This is a genomic window from Bradyrhizobium sp., assembly GCF_004799445.1.
GTDB lineage: Bacteria > Pseudomonadota > Alphaproteobacteria > Rhizobiales > Xanthobacteraceae > Bradyrhizobium.
Genome location: NZ_SSNA01000199.1, coordinates 1 through 13034, shown reverse-complemented (window position 1 = coordinate 13034; position 13034 = coordinate 1). Strand labels below are relative to the sequence as shown.

Annotated in this window: 9 protein-coding genes and 1 pseudogene; 9 read left to right on the top strand and 1 reads right to left on the bottom strand. The window is 61.9% G+C overall.

All coding sequences use genetic code 11. The features are described 5' to 3' along the window. From E8A46_RS25580 to E8A46_RS25545, 8 genes are all read left to right on the top strand, one after another. The coding region (locus tag E8A46_RS25580) for an ATP-binding protein (RefSeq protein WP_291567177.1) at window positions 1-316 on the top strand (316 nt) is incomplete at its 5' end. Window positions 317-549: 233 nt separating this feature from the next. Continuing rightward, a complete protein-coding gene (locus E8A46_RS25575; RefSeq protein ID WP_291567175.1) occupies window positions 550-1239 on the top strand; it encodes an antibiotic biosynthesis monooxygenase in 690 nt (229 codons plus the stop codon). Window positions 1240-1410: 171 nt separating this feature from the next. Next, complete coding sequence (locus E8A46_RS25570) at window positions 1411-3015, top strand: DUF1800 domain-containing protein (RefSeq protein ID WP_291567173.1); 1605 nt, start codon at window positions 1411-1413, stop codon at window positions 3013-3015. 26 nt (window positions 3016-3041) lie between these two features. Further along, window positions 3042-4235 (top strand): DUF1501 domain-containing protein, encoded by a 1194-nt coding sequence (locus tag E8A46_RS25565; protein ID WP_291567171.1) that lies wholly within the window; start codon window positions 3042-3044, stop codon window positions 4233-4235. Between the two features lie 89 nt (window positions 4236-4324). Further along, entirely contained in the window at window positions 4325-5650 is a 1326-nt protein-coding gene (locus tag E8A46_RS25560; RefSeq protein WP_291567169.1) for an MFS transporter, read from the top strand. 128 nt (window positions 5651-5778) lie between these two features. Further along, window positions 5779-7674 carry a potassium transporter Kup gene (locus tag E8A46_RS25555; protein WP_291567167.1) on the top strand — a complete coding sequence of 632 codons (1896 nt, stop codon included), beginning with the start codon at window positions 5779-5781 and terminating at the stop codon, window positions 7672-7674. 209 nt (window positions 7675-7883) lie between these two features. Beyond that, on the top strand, window positions 7884-9152 hold the full coding sequence (locus tag E8A46_RS25550; RefSeq protein ID WP_291567165.1) for an efflux RND transporter periplasmic adaptor subunit: 1269 nt from the start codon (window positions 7884-7886) through the stop codon (window positions 9150-9152). 61 nt (window positions 9153-9213) lie between these two features. Then, window positions 9214-11292, top strand: a complete 2079-nt coding sequence (locus tag E8A46_RS25545; protein WP_291567162.1) for an ABC transporter permease — start codon at window positions 9214-9216, stop codon at window positions 11290-11292. A 229-nt stretch (window positions 11293-11521) separates the two neighbouring features. Here E8A46_RS25545 and E8A46_RS25540 read toward each other — a convergent pair whose 3' ends face one another. Continuing rightward, on the bottom strand, window positions 11522-12169 hold the full coding sequence (locus E8A46_RS25540; protein WP_291567160.1) for a c-type cytochrome: 648 nt from the start codon (window positions 12167-12169) through the stop codon (window positions 11522-11524). Window positions 12170-12558: 389 nt separating this feature from the next. Between E8A46_RS25540 and E8A46_RS25535 the strand changes: the two are divergent. After that, a pseudogene (locus E8A46_RS25535) lies at window positions 12559-13034 on the top strand (cytochrome C); the annotation flags it as partial.

Sequence of the window (13034 nt, the reverse complement as noted above, 5' to 3'; positions counted from 1 at the left end):
GAAGCGCGCGATCCGCAATCTCGCCGAGAACGCCATCAAGCACGCGCCAAGGGATACGGTTGTCGAGTTCGTCGTCGAGGAGGATGGCACCGTGACCGTGATGGATCGCGGCCCCGGAATTTCGAGTGAAGAACGGGAATTGATCTTTCAGCGCTTCTGGCGCCGCGACCGCAACCAGCAGGGAAGCACCGGGCTCGGGCTCTCCATCGTGCAGCGCATTGCCGAATTGCATGGCGCGACCGTTGAGGTGCAGAACAGGGTTCTGGGCGGCGCGCAGTTTTCCCTGCATTTTGTCGCGGCCGCCAAGACCGCCTGAGGCTTTTCGCGCCTGGCCGGCCTGCATTCCCTGGCCGAACCGGCTGCTTTCAGCCAACGCCACTCTTGACGCGGGCAGGCTCGTTGCGATCAAGTTGTCGAACCGAAACGTGTTGCGCTCGCGACCCGCGCCCCGACGTCAAAAACCCCGCATGCATGACGGACTGCGGGGGCCGTCAATAAAAGGAGACCTCAAATGAGGCTTCATCCGTCTTTTTCCGGAGGAAATCCCAAATGCATCGCTATGCTATGGCGGCTGTTGTAATCATGGCCGGCTTTCTGTTTCTTGGCCAAACGGCATTCGCTCAAGACGCGGCCCAGCCCGTCTATATCGTGACCTACACCGAAGTTGCGCCGAGCGCGGCCTCCGAGGCGGGGAAGTTGATTCTCGCCTACGCCGGCGAAGCCAGGAAAGCTTCCGGTGCCGTGCAAATTGACGCGCTTCAGCGCATCTCCGATTCCAACCACTTCGCCCTCATCGAGCAGTGGCAGTCACTCAACGCCAAGCAGGCCTTTGCCGCGACCGACGCCGCGACCAAATTTCGCGCAAGCCTCGCGCCGCTGCAAAGCGCGGCCTATGACGAGCGCATTCACTCGGCCCTTTCGGTCGGTCCGTCGACGCCGGCATCGGGCGATCCGGTCGTGATCCTGACCCACGTCGATGTCATCCCGACGCAGGTCGAGCCCGGTACGGCCAAGGTCAAAGGCTTTGTCGAGGAGGGCAGGACGGCCAAGGGCAATCGCCGTTTCGACGATCTGGTCCAGATCAGCCGCAAGAATCATTTCACGGTGGTCGAAAGCTGGGATTCGCTTGCGGACAAACATGCCTGGATCTCGACCAAGACCGCGGCGGCCTTCCGCCAGGACTTGCAGCCGATGAGCGGCGCACTCTACGACGAGCGCGCATTCAAGCTGTTGCGCTGACGGCGGCCTCGAGCCGTTATCCAATATTGATGGCGGGAGGCAACGTTCCCGCCATTATTCTATGCTTTTTGTTCAGAACCTATTCATGCGCGTTGCGCCAGATTGTCCGGCAGGAAACGCGCTGCGCAAGCGTTGCGCGCGACCGAAAGGTTGCACGACCGGCAAAATTCGATGGAACCGACAGACCCCAAAAGTTCCCGCCGCGGCCGGCCGGCCCATTCGCCGGGCGGTATCGCACTTTCCTCCGGCTGCGCCGCGTTTGGTTTTGGCTGCGCCGCGCTTGTCGCGGCCGCCGGAATCCTTGGCGCCACCGCCGCCAGCGCCGCCGAGTTGGCTCCGCACGACATGATTCTGCTGGACCGCCTCACCTGGGGTATCAATGCCTCGAGTGCCGCGCATCTGCAGGCGATCGGCACCGAGCGCTGGCTTACCGAGCAACTGCATCCGGCCGCCAATGCCGCCTTGCCCGACGGCGTGCGATCGCAGATCGAGGTGATGGCTGACGTTCACAAGCTTCCCTTCGACATCCTGGCGGCCTTCGAGAGCCAGGCGAAGAGCGCCAATCAGGTGGCCGATCCCGATCAGAAGAAAGCCGCCCAGCAGGTCTATCAGCAGGCGATGAACGATCGGGGCAAACAGGCTGCAAGCCGCACCGTGCTGCGCGCGCTTTATGCGCCGGACCAGTTGCGTGAACGCATGGCCTGGTTCTGGTTCAACCATTTCAACGTGCATCAATACAAGGCCAACATTCGCATCCTGGTCGGCGACTATGAGGACCGCGCCATTCGCGCCCACGCGCTTGGCAAGTTCCGCGATCTGCTGGTCGCCACGCTGCACCATCCGGCCATGCTGCGTTATCTCGACAATACCGATAACGCCGCCGGCCATCTCAACGAGAACTACGCCCGTGAGATCATGGAATTGCACACCATGGGGGTCGGCTCAGGCTATACGCAAGCCGATGTCGAGGCGCTGGCACGCATCCTGACCGGCGTCGGCATCGACGTGAAGCCAGAGGATCCCAAGCTCAAGCCGGAGCTCCAATCGCAGCTCGTGCGCGAAGGCGCCTTCGAATTCAATCCGGCGCGGCACGACTATGGCGACAAGACCTTCCTCGGACATGCGATCAGGGGGCGGGGACTGGCCGAGGTGGAGGAGGCGATCGATATTCTCGTTCACCACCCGGCGACAACGACGCATTTGTCGAAGCAGATCGCGACCTATTTCGTTTCGGACAATCCGCCGGATGCGCTGGTGCAAAAGATGGCGCAGACCTTCAAGTCGACCGACGGCGATATCGCCGCGGTGCTTTCCGCCATGGTGCATGCGCCGGAATTCACCGCCTCGTTGAAGCCCGGGGTCAAATTCAAGGATCCCGTGCACTACGTGTTCTCGGCCGTCCGGCTGGCCTATGACGGCAAGATGATCCTCAACACGCAGCCGATCCAGAACTGGCTGAACCGCCTTGGCGAAGGATTGTTCAACCACGAGACGCCGGACGGCTATGCGATGACGTCAGCTTCCTGGAACGGGCCGGGACAAATGACGTTGCGCTTCGAGATCGCACGCCAGATCGGCTCGGGGTCCGCCGGGTTGTTCAAGCCGGACGTCCCGGACGCGGTCGATCAGCCGGCGTTTCCGCTGATTCAGAATTCGCTCTACTTCAACGGATTGCGCCAGACATTGGGCCCGACCACGCTCGCCGCACTCGATCAGGCGATTTCTCCTCAGGACTGGAATACGCTGTTTTTGTCGTCGCCTGAGTTCATGCGCTGAACCGCGTAGCAAAGGGATCGCTATCCATGAATCGCCGTGATCTGATCAAGGCGTTTGCAAGCCTGGCTCCGCTGACGGTAGCTGGCCGGGTCTGGGCCGCACCGGCCACCGATGCGCGGCTGCTGGTTGTGTTCTTGCGCGGCGCCTACGACGCCGCCAATGTCGTGGTGCCGGTATCGAGCGATTTCTATCACAGTTCGCGGCCGACGCTCGGCATCGCCAGACCCGACACCGGAAATCCAAACGCCGCCTTGTCGCTCGGCGCGGAGTGGGGACTGCACCCGGCACTGCGCGACAGCATCTATCCGCTGTGGGCCAAGCGTGAGATTGCCTTTGTGCCTTTCGCGGGCACCTCCGATGATCTGACGCGGAGCCATTTCGAGACCCAGGATACGATCGAGCTCGGCCAGTCGGCCGGCGGCTCGCGCGACTATCGTTCGGGTTTCATGAGCCGGCTCGCGGCCGAACTCACGCGCGTCAAGCCGATTTCCTTTACCGACCAGCTTCCGCTGATCTTTCGCGGCAAATCCCAGATTGCAAACATCGGAATCAGCAGCGTGGGCAAGCCCGGCGTCGACGATCGCCAGGCCCGGCTCATCAAGGACATGTATGCGCAGACCGATCTTGCCTCCTCGGTCTCGGAGGGTTTTCGGATTCGCGACGACGTCTACCGTTCGATATCGGAGGAAATGACCGCGGCCAATCGCGGCGCGGTTTCGCCGCGCGGATTCGAGCTGTCGGCGCGGCGGATCGGCCGGCTGATGCGCGAGCAGTTCAATCTCGGCTTCGTCGATGTCGGAGGCTGGGATACCCACGTCAATCAGGGTGCTGCGACCGGCTACCTCGCCGATCGCCTGGGCGAACTTGGCCGCGCGCTGGCGGGCTTTTCCGAAGAGGTGGGGCCGGCGGGATGGCGGGATACCGTCGTCGTCGTGATCTCCGAATTTGGCCGCACCTTCCGCGAGAATGGCGACCGCGGCACCGATCACGGTCACGGCAGCGTCTATTGGGTGATGGGCGGCGGCATCAATGGCGGCCGCATCGTCGGTGAACAGGTCAAGGTCGAGCAGGCCACGCTTTTTCAAAACCGCGATTATCCGGTTCTGACCGACTACCGCGCGATGTTCGCAGGGCTGCTCCAGCGCATGTTCGGGCTCGAAGCCGCCAGCGTTCAGCGGATCTTCGCCGGCGTCCACCCGGCGGAGCTCGGACTGGTCTAGGGCGGGGGCCAGCAGGCACATTCACTATCAAGTTACGCCTCGGGCCGGTACGGTGCTTCATCACCGATTCCAAGGACCGTTCGCGCCTGATGACGATTGACCGTCCCGCCGCTGAGGCCGCCGCCGTCACCGCCGCTCCCGACGTCTTGCCGCCTTCGGTCCGGCGCGGCATCTTTGTTTATCTCGGCATCCTGATCGTTCTGTTGGCCTTCGGCGGGCCGTCGGGAGGCCTGATCGACATTCCCATCAGCTTTTTTCTCAAGAACAGGCTGCATCTGGAGGCGCACCAGGTCGCGCATTTCCGTCTCATCGCGGCGATCCCGCTCTATCTGTCCTTTGTATTCGGTTTCATCCGCGACATGTGGAATCCGCTTGGGATGAGGGATCGTGGATTCATGCTCTTGTTCGGCGGCATCTGCGCGCTGCTCTATCTCTGCTTTGCCGTGGCGCCGATGACCTATTCGACGCTGCTGCTTGCGGTGGTGGTGCTGACCACCTCGTTCCTCTTTGTCGCCAGCGCCCAGAACGGGCTGACATCGACGATTGGCCAGCAGCACGCGATGACCGGCCAGATCAGCGCGGCGTGGAACGTGTTCGCCTCGATCCCGACAGTCGCGGCCCTGCTGATCGGCGGCATGCTCTCCAGCCTGCTCGAAGACAGGAACGCCGACTCCGCCGCGCGTATCCTGTTTCTGGCGGGCGCCGCGATCATGACCGCGGTCAGCCTGTTTGCCCTGTGGAAGCCGAAGGTCGTGTTCGAGCATGTTCACGCCGAACGTGGCGGCGACGTGCATCCGGTGAACGACATCAGGAGGCTGTTCGGGCAGTGGCGCATCTATCCGGCGCTGCTGATCTGGCTGTTGTGGAATTTCGCGCCGGGCTCGGCGACGCCGCTGCAGTATCATCTTCAGAACACGCTGCATGCCACCGACGCCCAATGGGGCCAGTGGAACGCCATCTTTGCCGCCTCCTTCATTCCGACCTTCATCGTGTACGGATTTCTCTGCCGCCGCTTTGCCCTGAAGACGTTGCTGTTTTGGGGAACGGTCGTCGCCGTTCCACAGATGGTTCCGCTGCTGTTCATTCATTCGGTGACGGGCGCACTGATCGCAGCGGTACCGATCGGCCTGATGGGCGGGGTTGCCACCGGCGCCTATATGGATCTGATCATCCGCTCCTGCCCGAGGGGCTTGCAGGGCACCATGCTGATGATGTCGAGCAGCCTTTATTTCGTGGTCTCGCGGTTTGGCGATATTCTCGGCACGACGCTGTACGATCACTACGCCGGCTTTACGGTTTGCGTCATCGCGATCACGGTGGTCTACGCGCTGATCCTGCCGACCCTGCTATTGGTGCCGAGACATCTGATCGCCACCGCCGACGGGCAGGTGCCCGAACGCATGAGCGAGGTATAACACAGTCGTTTGGTTGTCGTAATCGGAGCCGATAGTTTGTAAGAAGGGCGATCGATGGTGGGTGTCGGTCCGGTTCCTCGGTGCTGATTTCCCGCTGACAAATCACTCTCTTCATTGGGCGGCCACACGTGAGCGAAGATCCAACGCGGCCCTCCGGCGAGGCGCGACAGGCACCGCAGGGCAAACTGCCCTTCTTGGGACTGTCGGCGCTCGGGATCGTGTTCGGGGATATCGGGACCAGCCCGCTTTATACCTTCAAGACCGTGCTTGGCACCGCCGAAGTCCCGACGGATCCCGCAACCGTGCTGGGCGCGCTCTCGCTCGTGCTGTGGACGCTCTTTGTCATCACCACCATCAAATATGTCTCGTTCGCCATGCGCGTCGACAATGACGGGGAGGGCGGCATCCTCGCCTTGATGGCGTTACTGGGCGTGAAGAAGCAAAACCGGCCGACCATCGTGGCCGTCGGCCTGTTCGGCGCGGCGCTGATCTACGGCGACGGCGCGATCACGCCTGCGATCTCGGTGCTGTCGGCGCTGGAAGGGTTGAACATGGCGACGCCTGCGCTGCAGCCTTATGTGGTGCCGGCCGCGGTCGCGATCCTGGTCGCGCTGTTTGCGATTCAGTCACAGGGAACCGCGGCCATCGGCCGCTTCTTCGGCCCGGTGATGCTGCTCTGGTTCGCCGCCATGGCCGCGATGGGAATTTCGGGCATTGTGCAGCACCCAACCGTATTCGCCGCGCTCAGTCCCGTCTACGGCCTGACCTATTTGTTCTCCCACGGGTTGACCGGCTTTCTGGTGCTGGGCGCGGTGTTTCTCTGCGTCACCGGCGCCGAGGCGCTCTATGCCGACATGGGCCATTTCGGCAGCGGGCCGATCAAGCTGGCTTGGTTCGCGATCGTGTTTCCAAGCCTGATCCTGAACTATGCCGGTCAGGCGGCGCTGGTGCTTGAAGGCGCGCCGACGGAAGGCAACATTTTCTTCCGGCTCTGTCCCCAAATTCTGCTGATCCCGCTGATCGTGCTGGCGACGGTCGCCACCATCATCGCCAGCCAGTCGATCATCACGGGCGCCTTCTCGATGACGCGGCAGGCGATCCAGCTTGGCTGGCTGCCGAGATTGCGGATCAAGCAGACCTCCTCGGAAGGTTACGGTCAGATCTATGTCGGCGTCGTCAATTGGCTGCTGATGATCGTGACTGTCGGCCTGACCATCGCGTTCGGTAAATCGGACAATCTGGCGGCGGCCTATGGCATCGCGGTTTCGGCTACGATGCTGATGACCTCGGCGCTGCTCTTCATCGCGATGCGCGAGATCTGGGGCTGGAGCATGCTGGCTGCCGGCTCCGTCGCGGCCTGTTTCCTGGTCGTCGACAGTGCCTTCTTCCTCGCCAACGTCACCAAGATCGCCGAAGGCGGGTACGTGCCCTTGCTGCTGGCCATCTCGGTCTACGGCGTGATGTGGATTTGGCACCGCGGCGCGGCCGCGATATCGATGCGCATGCACGAAGCGCTGATCCCTGTGGCGGGATTCTTGGCCGACCTTGCCGCAAGAAAAATTCCACGTGTCCCCGGCACGGCCGTGTTCCTGACCCGAACCGAGCGCGACACGCCGCCAGTGATGGTCTGGCATGTCCGGCATAACCGCGCTTTGCACGAGCATATCTTTGTGCTGCGCGTCGACATCCAGTCGGTGCCGTGGGTGTCATCCAGCAACCGCATCGGAATCGAGGAGGTCGCGCCGAATTTCTGGCGTGCCGAAGCGCGTTTCGGATTCATGGAGCGTCCCCACATTCCCGAGCTGCTCGCCGCCAGCAAATCGCTGGGCTGCACGATCGATCTCAACGACGTCACCTATTATGTCGGCCATGAGACGGTGGTCGGCCGCGAGGACGGCCTGGGCCTGCCGGCGTGGCAGGAGCGGTTCTTCGCCGTGATGGAGCGCAACGCCGTCCATGTCAGCGACTTTTTCAGCCTGCCCAGCGATCAGGTGGTTGAGATCGGGCGACAGGTTTCGATTTGAGAGAACGCCGGCCTGATGCGACCCGCTCGCGGATACGCGGCAAATCATGGTCAGATCGGGAAATATCCTTGACGTAAATCAAGACGTTGTTGGCGGCAAAGGACACATTGCGCAAAGGAGCATTTCGGAGTGCCAACCCACGTTGCGCGGACCTCAGATAACTGGCGAGCCCGCAGTGAAGCGTGAGGTCGGCGGAAAGTCAGGTCAACGTGGTCGACGAACGCATTTCCGCGGAAGCCAATCAGTCCAGGGCGCCAAGCAGGCTGGTGCCATTTCCGGCTCCTCAGGCCGTACCCCCGAAGACGCACACACCTCGCTTGCAAAAGTATTGGTTGATCGCCGGGCTGTCGGCGCTGCTGGTCGCTGCGATCGCGACGACGGCATGGTGGGTCCTGGGCGAACGCGACAATATTCACTACGTGACCGCGCAGGTTGCGAAGGGTGCGGTGACGCGGACGGTGACAGCAACGGGGACCGTGAACCCGGAGCTAACGATCATCGTTGGCGCGGCCGTTTCCGGAATTATCCAGGAACTGTATTGCGACTACAACACCAAGGTCAAAAAGGGACAAGTCTGCGCCAGGATAGATCCTCGTCCCTATCAGACCGTCGTTGATCAGAGAAAAGCGGAGTTGGCCGTCGCGAAAGCGCAACTCGAAAAAGACAAGGCGAACGAGGCCTACACCATGCTCGCGCTTGCCCGTTACGCGAACCTGATACAGACGCACGCGGTGTCCCAGGACGTGTACGACAATGCCAGGAACGCGCATGACCAGGCTTTGGCTCAAATTGCCTTTGACGAAGCGACGATCCAGTTGCGCCAGGCCGCGCTCGATGCGGCGCAGGTCAATCTTGACTATGCGAGCATCGTTTCTCCCGTCGATGGCACCGTGGTTTCGCGCAACGTGACGATGGGGCAAACGGTCGCCGCAAGCTTCCAGACGCCGACGCTCTTTCTCATCGCCACCGACCTCGCCAAGATGGAAGTCGACGCCAATGTGAGCGAAAGCGATGTCGGCGGCATCAAGCCGGGCGACAAGGCAACCTTTACGGTGGACGCCTACCAGAAACGCACATTCGAGGGTAAGGTCGTTCAGGTCCGCCAATCTCCGCAGACCGTGCAGAACGTCGTGACCTACGACATCGTGATCAGCGTCGACAATTCAGACCTTGCACTGATGCCGGGCCTGACGGCCGCCAGCCGTATCGTCGTCGATCAACGCAACGACGTGACGCGCGTGCCGAACCAGGCGCTCCGCTATGTTCCAAGGAGCCTCCCGCGCGCCGCTGTTTCCGATCAGGCCCGGGTTTGGGTTCTGCGGGACGAACAGCCGGTGGCTGTAGCCGTAGTGACCGGGCTCGATGACGACAGCTTCACGGAGATCGTAAGCGGTGATCTGAAGCCGGGCGATCTGGTTATCACCGCAGAGCAGGCCGCGGCCGCCAATCAAGCCGTGATGCCGCGTCTTGGTCGCTGACCTCCCATCGAACCACGTTGGCACCCAGGGTATGCCGGAACCAATCATCAGAGTCTCGAACGTGACGCGGACCTATCACGTCGGCGACGTCGACGTGCATGCGTTGCGCGGCGTCAGTCTGGTTGTCGAGCCCGGCGAATTCATTGCCATCATGGGATCGTCGGGCTCCGGAAAGTCCACATTGATGTCGCTGCTTGGCTGTCTCGATCGGCCGTCCAGCGGCGAATATTATCTGGAAGGAGTCAATGTCGCGGGGCTGTCCGAGCCCGAATTGGCGCGCATCCGCAGCGAACGGCTGGGCTTCGTCTTTCAGAGCTTCAATCTGCTCGCACGCACCAGCGCGATCGAGAATGTTGCGCTGCCCCTGTTCTATGCGGCGGCAGGGACGTCGAGCCGCGTCGAGCGCACCGAACGGGCGCGGGCATCGCTGAAACTGATGGGCTTGGCCGACCGGGAGCGCAACACGCCGGGGCAGTTGTCGGGTGGCCAGCAGCAGCGCGTCGCCATCGCACGTGCCTTGATCAATAATCCGATTCTGCTGCTTGCGGACGAGCCCACCGGCAATCTCGATACCCGCAACTCGCATGAGATCATGGCAACGCTGCAATCGCTCAACCGCGAGCGCGGGGTTACCATCATTGTCGTGACGCATGAATCCGATATCGCGGCCTACGCCGACCGGGTGATCACCATGCGTGACGGACAGGTGGTGTTGGACGAACGAAAGCCGGCGATCCGGCCGCAACAGAGCGCGTTGACCGGGGAATTGCCTGCGGCTGCGCTGTCTTCTGTCCCGCTGCCGGCCGCCACAACCGGCAATGCTGGCACCGTGCGGGCATTCGCGTTGATGATCGTCGCGGCGGCATTGCAGGCGCTTGCCCGCAACAAGATGCGATCGGCGTTGACCATGCTCGGGGTGTTCATCGGCGTTGCCGCGCTGATCGCGATGGTCGCGGTCGGTCAAGGCGCCAACGAAGCCGTTCGTAAGCAGATCGAGAGCCTCGGAACCAATCTTCTGGTGGTCGTCCCCGGCGCCACCACGATGGGCGGAATGCGGAGCGGACAAGGCAGTGCCTCCACCCTCACGGTCGTGGACGCCGAGGCGCTGCGCCGGGAAGCTCCGGCGGTTGGCAGCGTCAGTTACCTGATACGGCAGTCTGGCCAGGTCCGGTATGCCAATCAGAACTGGACCACGAGCATTCAGGGCGTCACCGCCAACTATCCGCCGATCACCAATTGGCGGATCATGACCGGGCGAGGAATTTCCCGGGAGGATGTCAGCGGCGCGGCTCTCGTGGTGGTCCTGGGCCAGACGGTTACGCGCCAATTATTCGGAGCCGATGAGAGTCCGCTCGGCGCTGTGGTCCAGGTCAAAAGCATGCCTCTGCGCGTGATCGGCATTCTCGCGTCCAAGGGCCAAACGCCTTATGGAGCCGATCAGGACGATGTCGTCATGATCCCGTTCACAACCGCCGAACGCAAGGTGCTGGGCGTCGCGGCGCCAAGCCTGCAGCAGGCGCCGCTCAATTGGGCCTATCCGCCGCCGCCCAATCCCTACAATCTTCAGCAGCGGCTGATGGGTTACGTCAACCAGATCTATGTGCAGGCCACCGCGCCCAGCGAGGTTCAGCCGGCGGTCAGCCAGGTCACGGATATTCTGGCGCGGCGGCACCGGATCCGGTCGGGCGACATCAACGATTTCACGGTGCGCAACCTGAGCCAGATCGCGGAGACCGCCGAGGGCTCCAGCCGCATCATGGCGCTCCTGCTGGCCTCGGTCGCATCGATATCGCTGATCGTGGGTGGTATCGGCATCATGAACATTCTCCTGGTATCGGTGACCGAGCGCACCCGCGAAATCGGTCTGCGCATGGCGATCGGCGCGCGAAGGACGCACGTGCTGCTGCAGTTCCTTGCCGAGTCGGTGATCTTGAGCGTCACCGGCGGCATCGCCGGAATCATCGTGGGCGTGGTGTTTTCCGAGATGATCTCGCTGATTGCCGGCTGGCCGGCTCCGATCTCGCTGGCCGCCGTCGCCGGCGGGTTTCTGTTTTCAGCCGCCGTGGGCATCTTCTTCGGCTATTACCCGGCGCGAAAGGCCGCCAGCCTCGATCCGATCGAGGCATTGCGATACGAGTGAGGGACTTCAGAGCAAGATCGGTTCTGATTAAATCAGAACCGACGCTCTAATCTTTTGTTTTGACGCGTTTTCTTCACGCGAACCGGTATCCACTTCGCTCGAAAACGCTCTAGGGTTTGGTTCCTTTGGCGACGCAGGTCCCCGCCGCGCATTTCGTCATGGTGACGACGGTCCCGCCTTTGCGGGCTTCTTCGCGAAGGCCATCCCGCGTCGGCGCGTCACGATGCCGTCATTCCAGATAGCTGAGATAGGCCGCGACGGCCCTGACCTGTGCTTCGGTCAGGTTGTGCGCGATCGGCCCCATGATAGCCGAGTTATCCGGCTTGGCCTTGTCCTGGCCCCGCTCCTTGTCCCAGCTTGTCAGCTTCCTGAAAATGTAGTCATGGAGCTGTCCTGCCAGGCGGGGAAATGCGTCGGAGCCCTTGGCTTCTGGTCCGTGACAGGAAGCACATGGGGGAACCTCGGCCTTGGGGATGCCGTCCTCATAGATCTTCTTTCCCTCAGCCACGAGCTCCTTTGGCGCCCCGCCAAGCGGCTTCGGGTTGAGGTCTCGGAAATGCTCGGCCAGAGCCTTCAGCATCGGTGGGCTCAGCACGTGCGCCACGTTGAACATCACCGGGTTGGTCCGCCTGCGATCAATGAACGCCTGCAGCTGATTTTCGAGATATTCGGGCTGCTGTCCGGCCAGCCGCGGCATCGGAAACGATCCGCGAAAGCCTTGCCCCGACAACCCGTGGCAGGTCTTGCAATAGTCGGTCTTGGCCTTGAGCTCTGCTTGGGAAACGTCGGCCTTACCGTTGCCCTTGTCTTCCGCTTGCGCCGTCGCGGAGGCCGCGATGGCGATGCTTGCTGCCAGCAATACTCTTGGAATGCGCATAAGACCGCCCTTTTGATGATGGATCACGTTACGCTGCGTCGGGTAGTTCGATCCAGTTCAATTTTTCGGGACCAATTTGATTCAGGTCAAATCCACTCTCGCGAATCTGGCCCACAAAGTACTGCACTGGGCAGACGATGGGATAAAACAATCGATTACTGCCCAGTTTATTGCATTGGGGGCGTCGAAACGGAATGTTTCGGCGCCGTTGTTTGTTGTCCATACAACTAATTGTTGCAAAAATGTCGCGCCATTATGAAATCGGCATCGTCCCAGCTATTGCCTTAGCCGCGCGCCCGATTCATGGACTATCGTCATTCCCGTAAGCGACTTTCGATTCAGGATTCGTGCGTCGGCACGGAGCGCTGTAAACAACGGGATAGCGCGCAATGCGGGGCGATGGCGGTCGTATCATCCGACCCTTCGGTAACATCAGAGTATTTGCTGCGATCGCGTTCGTCGTCGTTGCGAGCGGCTTTCTGACGGTTAGCTTTGCTCCGCCGGCGCAAGCGCTTCCGAGTTTCGCGCGGCAGACCGGGCAGCCCTGCGGCACCTGCCATACCGATTTTCCCGCACTCACCCCGTACGGCCGAAGGTTCAAGCTGCTCGGTTACACCACCGGCGGCGGCGAATTCCGCACGACGCCGTTCTCGTCCCAGGCGGGCAAGGATGCGCGCGCGGAATACGAGAAGATGCTCGGCTATGTGAAGGCGCTGCCTTCTCCGTCGACAAAGGACGAGGCCGAAAAGGACTACGTCCCGCCGGTCTCGATGATGGCCATCGTCGGCTACACCCGCACCCAGGCCGACCTGACCGGCACGGACCCCTATAGTGCGAACAACAATGTCGTGCTCTCGCCGTTCAG